Source organism: Citrobacter sp. Cu096, assembly GCF_030332285.1.
Taxonomy (GTDB): domain Bacteria; phylum Pseudomonadota; class Gammaproteobacteria; order Enterobacterales; family Enterobacteriaceae; genus Citrobacter; species Citrobacter meridianamericanus.
Window position 1 is genome coordinate 226792 of the sequence record NZ_JAOWID010000018.1, and the last position, 19039, is coordinate 245830.

Here is a 19039-nt window from a genome sequence, read left to right on the forward strand (position 1 = left end):
TACTATGAGTAATAAAAAGCTGGAAGAGCTGCTCTGGGGAGCCGCCGAATTTCTTCGTGGTCAAATTGACGCATCAGACTACAAGCAGTATGTCTTCCCGTTGCTGTTTTACAAACGTTTGTCTGATGTCTACCTGGAAGAATATAACGAGGCGATGGAGCTCCATGAAGGTGATGCCGAATATGCAGCCATGCCGATGTTTCACCGTTTCAACATTCCCTCTGAGGCAGCTTGGGAAAAGGTCCGCAATACCAGTAAAAACATTGGTGAAGCTATCCAGAATGCTCTTCGACTAATTGAAGCCAATAACCCGCGTTTACATGGAGTCTTCGGTGATGCGCAGTGGACCAATAAAGAGCGTCTGCCCGATCATCTGCTGGCTGATCTGATTGAGCATTTCAGTAAAATTCCGCTGGGTATTAAATCTGTCGCCCAGGATGATCTTGGTGAAGCCTACGAATACCTGATTAAAAAGTTCGCTGATGATTCCGGTCATACGGCAGCAGAGTTCTACACCAACCGAACAGTCGTGCATTTAATGACGCGCATTATGGGCTTAAAACCGGGTGAAACCGCCTATGATCCGACGTGCGGCACTGGCGGGATGTTGCTAAATGCAGTGATGGATCTCCGTGCAAGAGGTGAAGAGTGGCGCTCAGTACATCTTTATGGCCAGGAGGTGAACCTGTTGACCTCCGCTATCGCCCGTATGAATATGTTCCTGCACGATATCGAAGAATTTGATGTGCTGCGCGGTGATACTTTGGCTGAGCCAAAGTTTATTGAAAATGATCGTCTCAAGCAGTTTGATGTGATTTTTGCAAACCCGCCGTACTCCATCAAAAAATGGAATCGTGACAAGTTTGCCGCCGATCCCTATGGTCGTAATCTTTATGGTGTACCACCGCAGGGCTGTGCTGATTATGCTTTTTATACCCATATAATCAAAAGCTTAAAACCTAGTGCCGGTCGTGCTGCTATGCTTTGGCCACATGGCGTGCTGTTTCGCGATTCAGAGCAAGCCATTCGTAAACAGGTGATTGAATCGGACATCATTGAAGCGGTGATTGGATTGGGACCTAATCTGTTTTATAACTCGCCGATGGAATCTTGTGTGGTGGTGCTTAATTGCAATAAGCCTGCTGAACGCAAAAACAAAGTGTTGTTTATCAACGGGGTTGAGCATGTCACCCGTGAACGCGCTCATAGTCGCCTATCCGATGAGGATTTGGAGGTATTATGCGAGGCTTATTTTCATCCGGAGAAAAAAAGCGATATAACCGCTTTAGTGGATATCGAAGCTATTAAAGAAAACCTTTATAACCTGTCAATTCCACTGTATGTGCAAGCACAAAATAACGGTGAAGTACATAATATTGAACATGCGATTGAAGCGTGGAAAGTAAGCCGTACTCAGTTGAAAAAACAAACTAATAAATTATTCCAAAGCCTTGCAGCTCTTGGATATAGCGTTGAAAGCAAGGTGGAGCAGTAAATGACGGAACAGCAATTACCGGAAGGCTGGCAAATGGTGAAGTTTGGTGATATCGCGAAACATATCTCCAAACGTGTAGAACCGAGCGAGACAGACCTTGAAATTTATGTCGGTTTGGAGCATTTAGAGCCTGACAACCTTAAAATCAAACGTCATGGCGCGCCAGGAGATGTCGAGGGACAAAAGCTTTTGGTGAAGAAAGGTCAGATCATATTTGGTAAGCGTCGCGCTTATCAACGTAAGGTTGCTGTGGCTGACTGGGATTGTATTTGCTCAGCGCATGCAATGGTTCTTGAGGAAAATCTGGAAATGGCTATTCCTGGGTTTCTTCCTTTCTTTATGCAGTCCGATATATTTATGAATCGAGCTGTAGCTATTTCTGAAGGCTCGTTATCTCCAACAATTAAGTGGAAAACTTTGGCGGAGCAAAAATTTTTATTTCCATCTAAAGAAATTCAGTCCACTTTGCTTAAATTATTGATAGGAATCGATCGCAATTTAAATGCCATAGAATCTGTTTTGGATAGTCATGAAAATTTGATTGAGACAATTGTTAATAAAGTTTTGCTTTGCTCTAAAACAATAAAACAAAACTCAGTTCAAATAGATGATTTGTGTAAGGAACGAAGAGTGCGTGTTAGTCCGGATGAATTCGATGAAGAAAATATTTATGTAGGCTTTGAACACCTAACTTCTAAAAATTATTGGGGAGTTAATCATTCTAATCTAGATGGCGTTGTTAGTCAGAAGTTTCGTTTTGAGCCTGATAATATCCTGTACGGTAAAATTAGGCCATACCTACGAAAAGCTGCATTAACAGATTGTAATGGTATCTGCTCTTCTGATTTAGTGGTTCTAAAACCTAAAAATAGCAAAGTGGGGATTATTCTGGCTGCTTTATTTTGCAGCAAAGCATTCGCTCAAATTGCTATGCACTCTGCGAAAGGAACTAAGATGCCAAGAGCTGATTGGAATATCTTAAGTAAATTAAGTATCGCAAAATTAAGTAGTTTACAAATAGATCAAATTAGTTCTATGTTGATAGTAGCTAAAGATTCTTTTGAGAGTATCCTAAATAAAAAAAGAGCTTTACTAAATACGAAGGTTTCACTGTTGAGTAGGGAGTGATACATGTTTAACGAACAAACCGTTACAGAAAATGGAATTATCGACCGCTTAAAGGGCTTGAGTGGTGGCAAATGGGCTTATTGCCACGGAGAAAATCTGCCTAAACAAGCGCAGGATATCTTCGTTGATGAGTGGCTAAAAGACGCGCTTTGTTCGTTAAACCCTGATATCGGCAGACAACCTGACTATGCCGATGAGGTCATTTACAAACTGCGAGGAGTGGTTTTAGAAGCCCCTCATACCGGTTTGGTAAAGGCCAATGAAAACTTCCAGGAATGGTTGATGGCTGAAAAAACCTTGCCTTTTGGCGAGAATGGCGACCATATCACCATTAATCTGATTGATTTTGACAATATAGAGAACAACCACTTTGTGGTGGCGCAGCAGGTTCACTATATCGCGGCTACTGAAGTCTATTTTGATATTGTCCTTTATGTGAACGGTATACCACTGGTGGTGGGAGAAGTTAAAACCGCAACTCGCCCCAGTGTGACCTGGCAAGACGGGGCCGCAGACTTCATGGGCGGCAAAAAGTACTACTGGAAAAACGTTGAATCTTTCTTTGTACCTAACTTGCTGTGCTTTGCCAGCGAAGGAAAAACCTTTGCCTATGGCGCAATTAATGCCCGAGTTAAAGACTGGGGGCCATGGCATAATACTGAGCTTCGTGATGAAATTTTACCGGGATTAGCATCGGTACTCCACAGCTGCGAGAGTTTGTTAAATCCGCAAACCTTATTGCAGTTACTGGAATCATTTGCATTATTTTCAACCGTCAAAACGGGCAAAAATACTCCGCCTAAACGCGTTAAAATCCTGCCGCGTTACCCGCAATTTGAAGCAGCAAAACAAATCGTTGAGCGTGTTCGTAGAGGCTATCCGAAAAAAGGCCTTATTTGGCATTTCCAGGGATCGGGTAAATCCTTGTTGATGCTTTATACCGCCAAAATGCTACGTGCCGACAATGCGTTAAAAAATCCGACGGTACTCATCGTTGTGGATCGGCGAGATCTGGACAGCCAAATTAACGAGACCTTTGGTGGGGCCGACGTTAAGAATCTGATTAAAGTGCAAAGTTGTAAAAAGCTTGGCGAATACATTGAGCAAGACAGCCGTGGCATTTTGATCACCACCATCTTTAAATTTAAAGATATCGAAATTGATGATAGCAACCCCAATGGCTTGAACAATCGTGACAACATCATTGTGTTGGTTGACGAAGCTCACCGGACCCAGGAAGGTGGATTAGGCGAGAAAATGCGCTGGGCGTTACCCAAAGCCCACTTCTATGGCCTGACTGGCACACCGATTTCTGGCATTGATCGTAATACATTCAAGTTGTTCGGTGCCGAAGAAGATCCTGGTCGCTATATGAGCCGCTATAGCTATAAGCAGTCGATCCGTGACGGCGCGACTAACCCGGTGAAGTTCGAACCTCGGCTGGCTGAACTCCGAGTGGATCGTGATGCTATCAACGAAGAATTCGAGCAACTGGCTACCGAAAACAACTTGGATGAAGAAGAAAAAGCAGCATTGTCCAGACGCGCCGGCAAGCTGGCCATCATGCTGAAATCCCCCAGACGCATGGCTGCGGTGAGTAATGATATTGTTGAGCATTTTACCAGCCATGTTATGCCGAAAAAGATGAAAGGCATGGTTGTGGTATATGATCGTGAAGCCTGTGTGCAGATGTATTATTTGCTCGGTGAAAAGCTCGGTTTCGATGCGGTTGAAGTGGTTATGAACGTTGATCAGGCTCCGGTTAAAGTTGAAGAAGGTGGCAAAAAAGATAAGCTCAATAAGGACTGGCTCAAATGGCATGACGAATTGGAGCTATCTGTTAAACAAGCCGATTTTGAACGTTGGCAGCATATTGACGCGGATGAGCAGGTGCAAAAGGATCTGATTGAATGCTTTAAAGATCCTGAGCATCCATTACAGCTTATTATTGTTACTGCCAAGCTGCTTACGGGCTTTGATGCACCAATTTGCTATTGCATGTACCTCGATAAGCCTTTACGTGATCATACCCTTCTGCAGGCTATGTGCCGAACCAACCGGCTGTACGAAACCGATGCTGTACGCAAGGACATGGGATTAATTATCGACTACCTCGGCGTTTTCGAAAATCTGCGTACCGCTCTGGCCTACAACCCTGAAGAAATTGAAGGGGTTGTAGAGGGAATTGAGGCATTTAAAGAGCTATTGCCGTTACAACTGAATAAATGTCTGGCCTTCTTCCCTGGTGTGGATCGTTCCATAGAAGGTTTTGAAGGTATTATGGCCGCGCAAGAATGTCTGCCAACTAACGAGAAGCGTGATGAATTCGCTGCCAGCTTTGGAGTGTTAGCTAAATTATGGTCAGCTATCAATCCAGATCCTTTTTTGACCCCTTATCGTCAGGACTATAAATGGCTGGCGCAAATTTATGAATCGGTGCGTCCGGTGGGGCAGACAGGTGCGCTTGTTTGGGCTGCGCTTGGCCCTGAAACCATCAGAATGATCCATGAGCATACTGATATCAATCGTATTCGCGATGATATTGACGAGTTGATCATGGACGAGCACGCTATTTTTACCCTGACTGCTAAAGAACAGGAACAACGCGCCAAGCGCCTGGAGATTGATCTTATGGGGCGTTTGCGCGGCAGTCATGATCCTAAATTTGTGGCATTGGGCGAACGCCTGGAAAAACTTCGTCAGGATTATGAAGCTGGTGTTATCAAGGCTATCGACTGGTTGAAAGGCCTATTGGATGCTGCGAAAGATACAGTACAAGCTGAACGCGAAACGGGTGAGCGGCCAGTCACTGAAGCGGATAATAAACAGGCTTTGACCAAGCTTTTCCTGGAAACTCGCCCGGAAACTACCCCTAAGTTAATCGGTGACGTTGTTGAACAAATCGATAAGATCGTCAAAGCAACTCGCTTTGATGGCTGGCAAAGTTCCCACAGCGGCCCACGCGAAATTCAAAAGGCGCTTGTGCTAACTCTGGCTCAATTTGGATTAGGTAAAGATAAAGAGTTATTCCAGAAGGCTTACGGGTATATCGAGGAGCATTACTGAGTTTTCTCAATGTAGTGGCCATTGTATATGAAGGTGGGGACGTTAAATGGGAGGAAAATCATCTCCTCCCGATAACCTCTCAAAAAGAGATTGATAGCTCTTTGAATAAATGATTTTTACAGTTTGTTAATTGATGTACTGACTTGACTGTTTATTCGGAACGGTAAGTAATATAAATCTTTTGTACTTCAGGATCATCTAGGCTTTCATAAGAGATGTTCTCTTTATCTAAACCATCCAGTCCTTTAATCCCGCCAATAATAGCTGGCCAGGCATCCCGGTTTGTGATGTTCACAACAAATGGTTCTAGGTAACGATCAAGGTGCCTTTTAGATGGTTCTCCGATTTCTTCGCTGAGTGCTCTCAAATAGTCATTCTTACTTGTCTGTGACCAGTCAATGGCAAAACCGGCCCGAAAGGCGAGTTCCATAAACACAAGCAAAATAGTACGCCCATTACCATCAAGGAAAGGATGTGCAAAGGCTAATAACCCCATGACTTCTCCAGGCCTTTCACGGAAACGTTGCTTGTTATTGGCCAAATGAAGGGCGTATTCGACAGCTATACGGATAGAGTCTGGTCGCTGGAAGACCGTGTGACGGGGGTTATCCTGTGAGCCTTTGAAAACGGCAAGATGAGGAACGAGTTCGTTACGATCTTTTCCTGCCCAAGGATAAAAATCGGAGAAAAGGATCTCATGAACTTTAAGTACAGATTGGTAATCTATAATTTCTGTTTGAGCTAAGTAATTGAATGCGATTTCAATACTTGCTTCAAAAGCAAGATGTTCTGCTCGTTTGACCTCTTCAGGATCCTTAAGCTGAAGGGCATTTTGAAGGTAGCCTGCGGTATCGAAATCACCAAATGGATCAAAACTCATGCAGTGACTTTTTTATGAAAGTGCTTTTGTTCGCGGAAGTAACGTCCCTGAAGCTGTAAAATTTCAGCTTTACTGAGTACACCTTTCTTTTTAAGGTTTACCAGTAATTGCTCAACGTTATCCAACTCGACAGAGTCATCGGCAAGTGCGGTAATGGTCACAGCAACGCGGCTCATGCCATCACGGTTAGCTGTAACGTTGTTATCTTTTGCAAGCTGTTGAACATAGCTAGCGACACTAACGGTAGTTTTTTGGGTCATGTGGCCATCCTCAGTTCTTGGTTAAATTTTAGCATATCGAAGTTGTAGTGTCTTCAGAACTGAACTAAACACATCATGTGTGGTATGGCGGGCTGATGAGGCAATTTAGGGTTATGATAGGAACTGTCGCAGAGGGAAAAGCAACTTTGTGATCTTCCACGCAGTATTCACTTTTATGTCCCACTTTGGGGGCAAATCCTCAAAATAAAATCTCGCAACCCATTATTTTTCAATAAATTAAATGAAAAGGCGAGTCCGGCCTTCGCACTCACCCTCTAAACACCTCCTTCCTGTGCCACTCCATAAACCCTTCTTTTGGGTAATTCTCGCGCATCATCGGTAGCGCTATCGATTTACCGTCGAAATCCCAGAACAGTCTGCCCACTATGCTGCTGCCATTCACTGCGGGAGATACCTGAATCCGCATACGCTCATCCAGCCCAATCGAACCTTTATCAAAGGCTTTATGGTGAATTGCACACAACGCCAGTCCGTTTGAAATTTCGCACGGGCCGCCGTGCTGTTTCCATTTGATATGGGCGGCTTCCAGGGCGACTGAGGTGCTGTCGTGGCGCATATTGAAGCCACAAATGGCGCATTCATAGTTATAGGCACGCAGAACCTGCTGGCGGAACAATGGGTCCCGCTGTTTACGGATTTGCAGGATATCAAATCCCAGTTCATCCGCGATCTCTTCCTGAATGCTTTCGGTGAAGTGCGCCTCGAGAATTTGCTGGGCCAGGGAATTAATGAGGTTTTTGTTCTTTTTCAGCAGGGAAAAATGTTGTTCATCAAAACCTCCGGCAACGTTGTGCGTTACCAGTTCCCCGGCAGGGGGCTGTTTGCTGCTGCCGGATGTTGAACAGTGCTCGGCGTTTTGTAGCTCCCAGAACCCATCTCCCTGTAAGCGCCAGAAGGGCATATCCGGGCGGTATTGCGCGCGCTGTGGTCCAAATCGCTCCAGCAGACTATGCAACGGGTCGCGAACTTCCGAACCGTAGTCAAACAGGCGACCGTGACCCTGCTGATAACCCGCCAGCACATGAAGCAGTAGCAGAGGCTTGTGCGGCGCACGCTGCTCGCCTTTACGCCAGATGGTGATGTCGGCAATTGCCTGTTGCAGGTTTTTACTGGAAGTCATTGATTTCATTATCAGGTAAATAATTGCGATGATGCTCGCAAAATATCACCTGATCAAGCAAAGACGGGTTGATGCGCTACCAACATCACTTTTATGTTTTCTGAAAAACACATACGCCATGGCGGTTACCGTCCCCCAAACTGGAGACGCAGGAGTACAATAAGTAAGCAAATTATTGCATATCGAAGGATCTTTGATGGTGACTGATAACGAGGTATTAGAATTTTTTCGGGGAGAGTTATCTCTCGCGGTAACGTTTACTTTCAAGCCTATCCCGATTGAACTTGATACGCCGCTGCAAGGTTACGCTGAATGGGATGAATTACCGTATGCCATTGAAGATTTTGGAGAGAAATATAACGTTGATGTTTCTGTGATTAATTTCGAGGCCTATTACCCGTGGGAAAGAGAGTCGGTCTATCGAAAGTGGTTTACCAAAGAACCCATCAAACAAGTGTCAAAACCGCTTACTGTGCGTATGATTCGCAGAATCAGCCAGAGCAGGTCACTGGTTATATGATTGACTGTATGCTTACAGAGGATACTGACGCAATTAGATGTTGATTGCATCGACAAAATCTGGGAAATAATTGTACGAAGAATAATGGCAGTATCAGTTTACTCAAAAGTTTTGGTGGTGTATCTCGCTGTTTATTAGAGAGGAATGACCTCGTTTGTTCATAAAACGTATGCTTTCACCACCAGCACATTCTTTCTGTACTGGTGAAATACTCAATGGCAGTTACGAAATTACTCTGTGATTCCTGTCACTTTTACATTTTCTAAAATGATATTAAAATATTCACTTTCAATACCAACCTCCAGAATTTGATACATTTTTATTGTGGCTGATTTTAATGTCTGGCTTTCACTTAACGCTTTATACAAAAGGGGCGTTGTTTTATCAAACTCCTTCTGTATTGTAATCGGCGCGTGCACACGCGTTCCTGTCAGTCTACCTGTATTTCCATCTACAGGGACAGACAGGTGATGAGTGACTGCTTTCAGTTCAATAGCACCAATGCGTCCAGCGACTTGTGAGCTTCCCATTACGGGGGAGCCATTTACATCGGTTAACCACAGATAGGCTGGGTTTGACATGATTAGTCCTTATCTATATTTATACGGGAAGGGAAATAAAGCATGATGAGAATCCAAACGAATGTTCCAATAATTTTTACGGGCCAGGGTTCAAGAAAAGCGAAACAGGCGAGGCCTCCTGCGATTAGCAATGGACCGGATAATAGATCAAGAACTCCCCCCATCAGGTGTATCTTTGTTGGCAAGAACCTGTTGGCTATAAAGGCGATAATATAAGCGCTTCCAACGATGATAATAATGGCAAGGATTTTATCCTGCCATGAATCTAATTCGATGAGAGAAATTAAACAAAGGGTGGCAACATACCCGCAAAACAATGAGTTTATTATTAGTGTGATAAGTTTTTTCATGTTACCAGTCCTTAGACTTACCGTTTAAATGTTCTCCCACTAACTCAATTATTTTTATAAAAAAAGGCTTGTCTTCTGTATGTCCAGTATGTATAGAATCAACAAAAGATTGTACTGTATCAGGTGGAATGATAATGTTATAGATCCTTCTTGCAATGCCTTCTGTATCGGCCATGGCAATCCTTTAATAAAGTAAGATAGCTAGAAATGAAAGCATGTAAATAACAAAAATTGATGGTGAAATAGTTGACCTGAGTAACAGTTTCTCAAATAACATTAATAATATCGATATGGATTATTAATTAGAGGTATTTATTCTTGAAATAAATATTCTGGTGGTAATATAAAAAATCACATGAAAATTCGTCACCAATAAAGGCGCCCGCAGGCGCCTCAATTACAATGACAATCACACACTCACCCCTTCAATGCTTTCCCCGCAATCACCCAGATAAACTCCAGCACCTGTTTTTGCTTGCGCGCGGAGAGCTTTTCCACGGCGCGCAGGGATTTCATTAGTTCTGACTCTTCGGGTTCGGCTGTAATCAGGATAACGGCTCGCATAACCTACCTTCAGGCGACGGTTATCTGCGGTGTGGACTTCTGGATCAAATGAAACTGCAATACAATGTGTATCAGTCATGGTGACTATTCTCCTATAATAGTTACTGCGATCAGCGATGCGGAGGTGTTGGCGCACCTTCACATCGCGCTAGTAAAACCCCTGTAAATTACGCCAGTATCCTGGGGGAAGTCCAGATGTAAATAAGATGAAATAAGCGCGAATTGCACGCTTTCGGAATAAATAGAAAACCTCTCTATCCCAATAAATCCGGTATTATTCACCGTATAAATTCATTCTCATTCAATCCACCAAATACCTACCATTTCCAGAAAACAACGCCCCTCTGTATCAGGCCAAAAATGCGATCTCACTCACTGAAGCAAATAGCAAACTCTGAAACAACACCGTTTTGTACACTTTACTTTACACTTTTGGTGATGTGAATCACAAATATAACCCCGTGAAGTGATCCGACTCTCACAAAATGGGGGGTACTCATTCACGAATACATTATGCGCACAGCCTGGAAAGTTAAGTTTTCAGTATTTCCCCCCTCAGTGGGCGCACTACCGCGAATGGCAAATCAATACGCAAAAAAAAACTTGTTGAATATGAACGGGTAAAAAAACGACGTGTGATTTATATCACTCACATTTACAGCTTTTTAAATTATTGCCAGTGATTAATGTTGACCGGACTATTTCCATAATCAATTAAATCTTGCATAGTGCCTCCACATTATTTCTCCCCCTGGCCCAGGAGGCGAATAGTTATATTTCATCATACTTTATTGATGAACCCGATATGCTTTACGTCACATTAATACGTACATGACCACTGTTACTGGAGAAACAAAATGAATTATCCGGCAGAACCCTTCCGTATTAAAAGCGTTGAAACTGTATCTATGATCCCGCGTGATGAACGCCTGATAAAAATGCAAGAAGCGGGTTACAATACTTTCCTGTTAAATTCGAAAGATATCTATATTGATCTGCTGACAGACAGCGGCACCAACGCCATGAGCGACAAGCAGTGGGCCGGAATGATGATGGGTGATGAAGCGTACGCGGGCAGCGAAAACTTCTATCATCTGGAAAGAACCGTGCAGGAACTGTTTGGCTTTAAACATATTGTTCCGACTCACCAGGGGCGCGGCGCAGAAAACCTGTTATCTCAGCTGGCAATTAAACCCGGGCAATATGTTGCCGGGAATATGTATTTCACCACCACTCGTTATCACCAGGAAAAGAATGGTGCAGTGTTTGTCGATATCGTTCGTGACGAAGCACACGACGCCGGTCTGAATATTGCGTTTAAAGGTGATATTGATCTTAAAAAATTACAAAAGCTGATTGATGAAAAAGGCGCAGAAAATATTGCCTATATCTGCCTGGCTGTGACGGTTAACCTCGCGGGCGGCCAGCCGGTCTCGATGGCGAACATGCGTGCGGTGCGTGAACTGACACAAGCGCACGGCATTAAAGTGTTCTACGACGCCACCCGCTGCGTTGAAAACGCCTACTTTATCAAAGAGCAAGAGCAGGGCTTTGAGAACAAGAGCATCGCCGAGATCGTGCATGAGATGTTCAGCTATGCCGACGGTTGTACCATGAGCGGTAAAAAAGACTGTCTGGTGAATATCGGCGGCTTCCTGTGCATGAATGATGACGAAATGTTCTCTGCCGCCAAAGAGTTAGTCGTGGTGTACGAAGGCATGCCATCCTACGGCGGCCTGGCCGGACGCGACATGGAAGCGATGGCGATTGGCCTGCGCGAAGCCATGCAGTATGAGTACATTGAGCACCGCGTGAAGCAGGTTCGCTACCTGGGCGACAAGCTGAAGGCCGCTGGTGTACCGATTGTTGAACCGGTAGGTGGTCACGCGGTATTCCTCGATGCGCGTCGCTTCTGCGAGCATCTGACGCAGGACGAGTTCCCGGCGCAAAGCCTGGCGGCGAGCATTTATGTGGAAACTGGCGTGCGCAGTATGGAACGCGGAATAATCTCTGCAGGCCGTAATAACGTGACCGGTGAACACCACCGACCGAAACTGGAAACCGTGCGTCTGACTATTCCACGCCGCGTTTATACCTACGCGCATATGGATGTCGTGGCTGACGGCATTATTAAACTTTACCAGCACAAAGAAGATATTCGCGGGCTGAAGTTTATTTACGAGCCGAAGCAGTTGCGTTTCTTTACTGCGCGCTTTGATTATATCTAAATAATCATTATGGCCCCATCTCAGGATGGGGCTTTTTTGTATTCCTTTTCTATGAACAGGAAGCCTTTGCGGTGCCCGTTACCGTGGCATAACTAAAAAAAGTAAACCCTGACTCCGACATTTTTATTATCCGCATGATGTACAAATGACAGCTGTAATTATAACGAATAGTCTACAGGAACATTTATCATGGATATTAATGCCATTGAGCGACAGAGTAGTACCCCCGGACTGATTAGCGGAACCATGTTGGTTATCGCAACCGTAGTGGGTGGCGGGATGTTTTCCCTGCCGATTGCGATGGCCGGCGTATGGTTTCCCGGTGCCTCTGTTATTCTTCTGTTTATCGCCATCATGATGTTATTAACCGGTCTGATGCTGGTCGAAGTTAACCTGCATTATGGTGCCGGTGCCAGTTTTAATACCTTTACTCAGGATTTATTAGGCCGAAAGTGGAATATCGTGGTCGGTATCGCTTTCGGCTTTGTGCTGTATATTCTGACCTATGCCTATATCTCCGGTTCGTCGGCGGTGATGGCGCAAACCGTATTCAAATACAGCGGCGTGCGCTTTCCGGCGAATATTTCGGTGGTGATCGTCAGTATGTTGGTAGGGGCGATTGCCTGGTACAGCTCCCTGCTGGTTGGACGCATCACTACCGTGCTGATTATCGGTAAGTTTGTGGCGTTCTTTGCCACGTTCTCCGGGCTGATTGGCCATATCGAAGTGGCAAAACTTGTCGACAGCGTGGCGGTGGCGTTGCCCAATTCGCAGTATTTGCCCTATATCCTGATGACGCTGCCGTTCTGCATCATCTCGTTTGGTTTTCACGGTAACGTACCGAGCCTGGTCAAGCTGTATGGCACGAGGGGGATCTCGAATATTACGCGTTCGATTATCATCGGCACGCTGTTTGCCCTGCTGTTATATATTTTCTGGCTGGGTGTGACGATGGGTAATATCAGCCGTGCCTCATTCCCGCCGATTATCGCCAAAGGCGGCAATATCGACGTGTTTGTCGAGGCTATCAGCGGGCTGTTCACCAGCCGTTATATGGATCTGATCCTGACCTTCTTCGGCAACTTCGCGGTAGCCAGCTCACTGCTGGCGGCAACGCTTGGTCTGTTCGATTATATCGCCGACCTGTTCCACTTCCCGGATGACGGTATAGGCCGTCTGAAAACCGCGCTGGTGACCTATTTCCCACCTGCTGCTGTGTGCTTCTTCTTCCCGAACGGTTTTGTGCATGCGATTGGCTATGCCGGTCTGGCCTTTACCATCTGGAGCGTGATCCTGCCGCCGTTCCTGGTGAAAGCCGCGCGAAAACGTTTTCCGACTGCCAGCTATACCGCGCCGTGTAATAACACCGTGCTCAATCTGGTAATAATCTGCGGGGCGATTGTCTATCTGACGGTTGTTCTGGATGTATTTGGTCTGCTGCCAACGTTTCGTTAGTGCGGGGGAGTTATGTTTCTGACATTGCTACGATTTCAGCATCCGCTGGTTTATCGCTTTGCGTGGCTGCGCTTGCGGGTGGTGGTGTTAAGAACGTGCGGGCTGCGTAAGAAAAAAGCGGGAAATAAGACTCAGGCCTGTCGCTGACAGGCCTGCCTGGCATTACACCCGGAAGTAGCGTGGTGGGATCAACGCGGAAAAGGCGTCGAACTTCTTCACCATCTTTTTCCAGAACAACATAACAACAATCCTCGATTTGAAACATTGGCGCTATTGTAGTCAGCGCCGACAAATCGTAAAGCCAGTGACATCGTTCCGATTCCGGGGCGGTGTAAACCTTTTAGTTCACCATTGCGTCAAATACGATTGCCGCGAATTTGACGGGGTTGACAATGGGTTACGCCATAAACCAGTAATAAAAGAGACCGACTTTCAGGCCGAGGATTACGATGTAGGCACAGCAGTATTTCATGGTGCCAGACATAATCTGGTTGGCCTGGCCGTCCATTTTAGTGGCTGAAACCGCAATGGCGATACTCTGCGGCGAAATCATTTTCCCTCCTGTTGCGCCAGAGGTGTTGGCCGCCGCCAGCCAGTTGGGATCGATATGCAGTTTACTGGCGGCAATGGTTTGCAGTTTGCCGAACAGAATGTTCGAATTGGTATCGCTGCCGGTAACGAACGTACCCAGCGCACCAATCACCGGGGCGAGGAAGACGTACGAACTGCCGGTCAGATCGACAATCGACTGGGCCAACGTGGAGATAATCCCGCTGATATCCATCACCGTGGCCAGTGCGACGATCGCCATAATCGCCACAATGGAATTTTTAAGCTGGAAAATGGTTTTGATAAACACTTCCAGCATCCCGCGCGCGGACGCCCCCTGAATAAAACCGCCGATAATGGTCGCAAAGATGATCAGCATCCCCGGCGTGGTCACCCATTCAACCTTGAGCGCCAGCGTTTTGCCGTCAGCAAGGGTGAAATGCAGCACCGAGGCCAGTTGTGAGGCTGCGCCTTTTATCGTCGGGAATAGCGGCGAACACAACAGGATAAAGACAAATATGAACAGATAGATAGAACCCACGCGGAACAATACTTTTGCCGAACGCGGCGTGGTTTCGCGGTTATGGCTGACTTCAATTCGCCACTCGGGATCGGTTTTCCCATTGCGCAGACGGCTAACCATCGCCACGGCAAACAGGCTGACCAGACTACCGGCAAAGGCGGGTAATTCAGCACCGAGATGAATAGCGACAAAATACTGCGGAACCAGCGTGGTAATACCGCAAATCAGCGTAATTAAAAATACGCCGCGAATGGCTCTCAGGCCGCCGCCAATAATGCAGATAATCACAAATGGCAGCAGGATATTAAACAGCGCAAGCTGCAGAATAATGGTTCCGCCCAGGGTATAAACCGGCAGGTTAACCTGTTCCGCCAGAATAGAAACTGGGATCCCGACTGCGCCGAATGCGGTGGGAACGGTATTTGCCACCAGAGAGGCTATTGCCGCCTTCAGTGGGTTGAAACCCAGTGCGATAAGTATACCGATCGGAATGGCGACCGCTGTACCATAACCCGCCGCGGCTTCAAGAAATCCACCAAAGCACCATGAAATCAGCAGCACCTGAATACGCTTATCTTCACTAATGCTGGCGAGGATATCGCGCAGAATATCCAGCGCTTTGGTTGCCTGCATGACGTTATAACTGAAGATAGCGCCGAGGATCACAATCACAATCGGCCATAATCCCTTCAGCGCACCATAGCCTATCGCGGCTTTGAGATTCTGTACGGGCATCTCCCAGAACAGAGCCGATAGCGCAGCGGTGAATACTAAAGAGATCAGTACGGAATAATGGATAGGCATTTTCAATTTTAATATTAAAAATACCATCAGTAGTAAAGGAGAAAGTGCCAGGGCAAACATAAAATATTCGTTCATTGCTATTCCTGATTGGTTTATTAAACCTGATTTATATTTATGTCGGGAAGGCTATATTGCTGTATAAATAAAAGATGCAAACTGAATCGCTTCAGTGAATAAAGTAATTATGATTAATGGTTTTGTAACTATTGTAATCTTTTAATTAAAATTCAATGCCAGGTAAATATACTAAAGAGCAAGTGGAATACCTATAAATAGTTATTTGATAACTCTTTTAATAATGGTAGTGACAGGAATAATTATCACCTGAAACTATTTTTAACCGACTCATAACACGGTGATTTTCAATATAAAAATGTGAGCGAGGCCGAAAGAAATAAACCAGGGTATTGCATGTACGAGTTGATTGGAGGATTATTTGATTTTGTCATACAAATGAAAATACAGGTATTTAAGATGATCCTGATATAAGAAGCGGAGAGCGGCCATCTCAGGAGCATGATCCGACAAACACCATGAACCCAGACATCGGTAAAACCAGCAAACAGAAGACTGGGCGTGATATAGCGATATCAAGCGCAATAAACAGAAATGAAGCAATGGAGTAGTTATTGTGAATGTAAATTTCTTTGTTACCTGTATTGGTGACGCCCTGAAATCACGGATGGCACGAGACTCCGTATTGCTACTGGAAAAACTGGGCTGTCACGTTAATTTCCCCGAGAAGCAAGGGTGTTGTGGTCAGCCAGCCATCAACAGCGGTTACATCAAAGAGGCGATCCCCGGAATGAAAAACCTGATCGCCGCCCTGGAAGACAACGACGATCCGATTATCTCTCCGGCAGGCTCCTGCACCTACGCGGTAAAAAGCTACCCGACGTATCTGGCGGATGAACCTGAATGGGCGCTGCGCGCCGAGAAGGTTGCCGGACGTATGCAGGATCTCACTTCTTTTATCGTCAACAAACTGGGCGTGGTGGATGTCGGTGCCAGCCTGCAGGGCCGTGCGGTATATCATCCTTCCTGTAGCCTGACTCGCAAGCTGGGGGTGAAGGAAGAGCCGCTGACGCTGCTGAAAAACGTGCGCGGGCTGGAGCTGATGACATTTGCCGATCAGGACACCTGCTGCGGCTTTGGCGGGACATTCTCGGTCAAGATGGCCGAGATATCTGGTGAGATGGTGAAAGAGAAAGTCTTACATCTGATGGATGCGAAGCCGGAATATTTGATTGGCGCGGACGTCAGCTGCTTGCTGAATATTGGCGGTCGGCTGCAACGTGAGGGCCAGCCGGTCAAAGTGATGCATATTGCTGAAGTGCTGATGAGCCGCTGAGGGGAAAGAGATGTCGATAAAAACCAGCGATGTAGAGTTTAAACTGCGCATTCGTCAGCAGATCGAAGATCCGATCATGCGCAAAGCCGTGGCCAACGCGCAGGAGCGTATTGGTGCGAATCGGCAGAGAATGGTTGATGAGCTAGGCCACTGGGAAGACTGGCGCGATCGTGCCAGCCAGATCCGCGATCACGTTCTGAGTAACCTCGACGCTTACCTGTATCAACTCTCCGAGAAAGTGACGCAAAACGGCGGCCACGTCTATTTCGCAAAGACCAAAGAAGACGCTACCCGCTACATTTTGCAGGTTGCGCAGCGTAAAAACGCGAAGAAAGTGGTGAAGTCCAAGTCGATGGTGACCGAAGAGATCGGCGTCAACCATGTGCTGCAGGATGCCGGAATTCAGGTGATCGAAACCGATCTCGGCGAATATATCCTGCAGTTGGATCAGGATCCGCCTTCGCACGTTGTGGTCCCGGCTATTCATAAAGATCGTTATCAGATCCGCCGCGTGCTGCACGAGCGTCTGGGTTACGACGGCCCGGAAACCCCGGAAGCCATGACCTTATTTATCCGTCAGAAGATCCGCGAGGATTTTCTCAGTGCTGAAATCGGTATTACCGGCTGTAACTTTGCTGTGGCGGAAACCGGCTCTGTTTGCCTGGTGACCAACGAAGGCAACGCACGGATGTGCACCACGCTGCCAAAAACACACATTGCGGTGATGGGCATGGAACGTATCGCGCCGACCTTTGCCGATGTGGATGTATTGATCACCATGCTGGCGCGTAGCGCCGTGGGCGCGCGTCTGACGGGCTACAACACCTGGCTGACCGGCCCGCGTGAGGCGGATAATGTCGACGGTCCGGAAGAGTTTCACCTGGTGATTGTCGATAATGGCCGCTCGCAGGTGCTGGGTTCGGCGTTTCGCGATGTGCTGCGCTGCATCCGCTGCGGGGCCTGTATGAACACCTGCCCGGCGTACCGTCACATTGGCGGACACGGCTATGGTTCTATCTATCCCGGCCCTATCGGCGCGGTGATCTCTCCGCTGCTCGGCGGCTATAAAGATTTTAAAGATCTGCCTTACGCCTGTTCATTATGCACGGCCTGCGACAGCGTTTGTCCGGTAAAGATTCCGCTGTCAAAACTGATCCTGCGGCATCGTCGGGTGATGGCCGAGGAAGGCATCACCCCGAAAGCCGAGCGTCGGGCGATAAAAATGTTCGCGTATGCCAATAGCCATCCGGGGCTGTGGAAAGTCGGGATGATGGCGGGCGCACATGCGGCGAGCTGGTTTATCAATGGTGGCAAAACTCCGCTTAAGGTTGGCGCGATTGGTGACTGGATGGAGGCGCGCGATCTTCCTGATGCCGACGGTGAGAGCTTCCGCAGCTGGTTTAAGAAACATCAGGCGCAGGAGAAAAAGAATGGATAACCGTACCGCGTTTTTAAACACTATCGCCCAGGCGCTGGGCCGCCCTCTACGTTTTGAGCCGCAAGCGGATGCCGCGCCGGTGAACAACTATGCCAACGAGCGCCTGACCGAGCTGAGCCCGCAACAGCGTTGCGATGCGTTTACCCAGTTTGCCAGCGAGGTGATGCTGGCCCGCTGCGAACTGACCCGCGAGGAACAGGCCGCAGAAGCCGCGCGACGCCTGTGCGAAGAGTTGGGTCAGCCGGTGGTTATCAGCGGCGACAGTCGACTGGTGGAACTGGGCATCACGGAACGTCTGCAGCAGGAATGCAACGCCGTGGTCTGGGACCCGGCGCGAGGCAGCGAAAATATTGCCGAGGCTGAGCAGGCGAAAGTGGGGGTGGTGTATGCCGAGTATGGCCTGACCGAGTCCGGCGGCGTGGTGCTGTTTTCCGCGCCGGAGCGCGGGCGTTCAATTAGCCTGCTGCCGGAGTCCTCGATTTTCGTGCTGCGCAAAAGCACTATCCTGCCGCGCGTTGCCCAGTTGGCAGAGAAACTGCATCAGAAGGCGCAGGCCGGTGAGCGTATGCCGTCGTGCATTAACATTATCAGTGGACCCAGTTCGACGGCAGATATTGAGCTTATCAAGGTGGTTGGGGTGCATGGCCCGGTGAAGGCGGTATATCTGATTATTGAGGATTGTTGAGGCAGGATTCAGAACCGCTCT

Annotated in this window: 15 protein-coding genes and 3 pseudogenes; 10 read left to right on the top strand and 8 right to left on the bottom strand. The window is 47.1% G+C overall.

Annotation, left to right across the window (positions count from 1 at the left end; translation table 11 throughout):
- The first annotated feature begins 4 nt into the window (after positions 1-4).
- Genes OGX99_RS02525 through OGX99_RS02535 form a run of 3 tightly spaced genes read left to right on the top strand, consistent with a single transcriptional unit; the run spans position 5 to position 5689 of the window.
- Positions 5-1495: a type I restriction-modification system subunit M gene (locus OGX99_RS02525; protein WP_286542562.1), complete on the top strand. Its 1491-nt coding sequence runs from the start codon at positions 5-7 to the stop codon at positions 1493-1495.
- Entirely contained in the window at positions 1496-2623 is a 1128-nt protein-coding gene (locus OGX99_RS02530) for a restriction endonuclease subunit S (protein WP_286542564.1), read from the top strand.
- Positions 2624-2626: 3 nt separating this feature from the next.
- Positions 2627-5689: a type I restriction endonuclease subunit R gene (locus tag OGX99_RS02535; RefSeq protein ID WP_286542565.1), complete on the top strand. Its 3063-nt coding sequence runs from the start codon at positions 2627-2629 to the stop codon at positions 5687-5689.
- A 151-nt stretch (positions 5690-5840) separates the two neighbouring features.
- Here OGX99_RS02535 and OGX99_RS02540 read toward each other — a convergent pair whose 3' ends face one another.
- The 3 genes from OGX99_RS02540 to OGX99_RS02550 all read right to left on the bottom strand — a co-directional run bounded on the left by OGX99_RS02540 (position 5841) and on the right by OGX99_RS02550 (position 7970).
- Positions 5841-6569, bottom strand: coding sequence for a Fic/DOC family protein (locus OGX99_RS02540; protein ID WP_286542567.1), 729 nt, complete (start codon positions 6567-6569; stop codon positions 5841-5843).
- On the bottom strand, positions 6566-6829 hold the full coding sequence (locus OGX99_RS02545) for a hypothetical protein (protein WP_079775624.1): 264 nt from the start codon (positions 6827-6829) through the stop codon (positions 6566-6568). The genes OGX99_RS02540 and OGX99_RS02545 overlap by 4 nt, the downstream gene beginning before the upstream one ends.
- A gap of 268 nt (positions 6830-7097) precedes the next feature.
- A complete protein-coding gene (locus OGX99_RS02550; RefSeq protein WP_187259163.1) occupies positions 7098-7970 on the bottom strand; it encodes a phosphorothioated DNA-binding restriction endonuclease in 873 nt (290 codons plus the stop codon).
- A gap of 196 nt (positions 7971-8166) precedes the next feature.
- Here OGX99_RS02550 and OGX99_RS02555 point away from each other — a divergent pair.
- Positions 8167-8494 (top strand): annotated as a pseudogene (locus OGX99_RS02555) (DUF1493 family protein).
- Positions 8495-8726: 232 nt separating this feature from the next.
- Here OGX99_RS02555 and OGX99_RS02560 read toward each other — a convergent pair.
- The 4 genes and pseudogenes from OGX99_RS02560 to OGX99_RS02575 all read right to left on the bottom strand — a co-directional run.
- A pseudogene (locus OGX99_RS02560) lies at positions 8727-9071 on the bottom strand (Hcp family type VI secretion system effector); the annotation flags it as partial.
- 2 nt (positions 9072-9073) lie between these two features.
- On the bottom strand, positions 9074-9421 hold the full coding sequence (locus OGX99_RS02565) for a hypothetical protein (protein WP_278238459.1): 348 nt from the start codon (positions 9419-9421) through the stop codon (positions 9074-9076).
- Position 9422: 1 nt separating this feature from the next.
- Positions 9423-9596 carry a hypothetical protein gene (locus OGX99_RS02570; RefSeq protein ID WP_278238460.1) on the bottom strand — a complete coding sequence of 58 codons (174 nt, stop codon included), beginning with the start codon at positions 9594-9596 and terminating at the stop codon, positions 9423-9425.
- A gap of 242 nt (positions 9597-9838) precedes the next feature.
- Positions 9839-10064, bottom strand: a pseudogene (locus tag OGX99_RS02575) (SymE family type I addiction module toxin).
- A 778-nt stretch (positions 10065-10842) separates the two neighbouring features.
- Here OGX99_RS02575 and OGX99_RS02580 point away from each other — a divergent pair.
- From OGX99_RS02580 to OGX99_RS02590, 3 genes are all read left to right on the top strand, one after another.
- On the top strand, positions 10843-12213 hold the full coding sequence (locus tag OGX99_RS02580) for a tyrosine phenol-lyase (protein WP_151216629.1): 1371 nt from the start codon (positions 10843-10845) through the stop codon (positions 12211-12213).
- A gap of 189 nt (positions 12214-12402) precedes the next feature.
- Positions 12403-13668 (top strand): aromatic amino acid transporter, encoded by a 1266-nt coding sequence (locus OGX99_RS02585; RefSeq protein ID WP_151216630.1) that lies wholly within the window; start codon positions 12403-12405, stop codon positions 13666-13668.
- A gap of 12 nt (positions 13669-13680) precedes the next feature.
- Positions 13681-13815, top strand: a complete 135-nt coding sequence (locus OGX99_RS02590) for a hypothetical protein (RefSeq protein WP_256484194.1) — start codon at positions 13681-13683, stop codon at positions 13813-13815.
- A gap of 250 nt (positions 13816-14065) precedes the next feature.
- On the opposite strand, the gene OGX99_RS02595 is transcribed toward OGX99_RS02590, so the two are convergent.
- Positions 14066-15619, bottom strand: a complete 1554-nt coding sequence (locus tag OGX99_RS02595) for an L-lactate permease (RefSeq protein ID WP_151216631.1) — start codon at positions 15617-15619, stop codon at positions 14066-14068.
- Positions 15620-16175: 556 nt separating this feature from the next.
- On the opposite strand from OGX99_RS02595, the gene OGX99_RS02600 reads away from it, so the two are divergent.
- The 3 genes from OGX99_RS02600 to OGX99_RS02610 are packed head-to-tail and all read left to right on the top strand — an operon-like array spanning position 16176 to position 19018.
- Entirely contained in the window at positions 16176-16895 is a 720-nt protein-coding gene (locus OGX99_RS02600) for a (Fe-S)-binding protein (protein WP_151216632.1), read from the top strand.
- Positions 16896-16905: 10 nt separating this feature from the next.
- Positions 16906-18333, top strand: coding sequence for a LutB/LldF family L-lactate oxidation iron-sulfur protein (locus tag OGX99_RS02605; RefSeq protein ID WP_187259159.1), 1428 nt, complete (start codon positions 16906-16908; stop codon positions 18331-18333).
- On the top strand, positions 18326-19018 hold the full coding sequence (locus tag OGX99_RS02610; RefSeq protein ID WP_151216633.1) for a LutC/YkgG family protein: 693 nt from the start codon (positions 18326-18328) through the stop codon (positions 19016-19018). Before OGX99_RS02605 ends, OGX99_RS02610 begins: the two co-directional genes overlap by 8 nt.
- Positions 19019-19039: the final 21 nt, after the last annotated feature.

Excerpts from the sequence above, each read along its gene's own strand:
- OGX99_RS02525 (WP_286542562.1), top strand. The coding sequence starts at position 5 with ATGAGTAATAAAAAGCTGGAAGAGCTGCTCTGGGGAGCCGCCGAATTT.
- OGX99_RS02530 (WP_286542564.1), top strand. The coding sequence starts at position 1,496 with ATGACGGAACAGCAATTACCGGAAGGCTGGCAAATGGTGAAGTTTGGT.
- OGX99_RS02535 (WP_286542565.1), top strand. The coding sequence starts at position 2,627 with ATGTTTAACGAACAAACCGTTACAGAAAATGGAATTATCGACCGCTTA.
- OGX99_RS02540 (WP_286542567.1), bottom strand. The coding sequence starts at position 6,569 with ATGAGTTTTGATCCATTTGGTGATTTCGATACCGCAGGCTACCTTCAA.
- OGX99_RS02545 (WP_079775624.1), bottom strand. The coding sequence starts at position 6,829 with ATGACCCAAAAAACTACCGTTAGTGTCGCTAGCTATGTTCAACAGCTT.
- OGX99_RS02550 (WP_187259163.1), bottom strand. The coding sequence starts at position 7,970 with ATGACTTCCAGTAAAAACCTGCAACAGGCAATTGCCGACATCACCATC.
- OGX99_RS02565 (WP_278238459.1), bottom strand. The coding sequence starts at position 9,421 with ATGAAAAAACTTATCACACTAATAATAAACTCATTGTTTTGCGGGTAT.
- OGX99_RS02570 (WP_278238460.1), bottom strand. The coding sequence starts at position 9,596 with ATGGCCGATACAGAAGGCATTGCAAGAAGGATCTATAACATTATCATT.
- OGX99_RS02580 (WP_151216629.1), top strand. The coding sequence starts at position 10,843 with ATGAATTATCCGGCAGAACCCTTCCGTATTAAAAGCGTTGAAACTGTA.
- OGX99_RS02585 (WP_151216630.1), top strand. The coding sequence starts at position 12,403 with ATGGATATTAATGCCATTGAGCGACAGAGTAGTACCCCCGGACTGATT.
- OGX99_RS02590 (WP_256484194.1), top strand. The coding sequence starts at position 13,681 with ATGTTTCTGACATTGCTACGATTTCAGCATCCGCTGGTTTATCGCTTT.
- OGX99_RS02595 (WP_151216631.1), bottom strand. The coding sequence starts at position 15,619 with ATGAACGAATATTTTATGTTTGCCCTGGCACTTTCTCCTTTACTACTG.
- OGX99_RS02605 (WP_187259159.1), top strand. The coding sequence starts at position 16,906 with ATGTCGATAAAAACCAGCGATGTAGAGTTTAAACTGCGCATTCGTCAG.
- OGX99_RS02610 (WP_151216633.1), top strand. The coding sequence starts at position 18,326 with ATGGATAACCGTACCGCGTTTTTAAACACTATCGCCCAGGCGCTGGGC.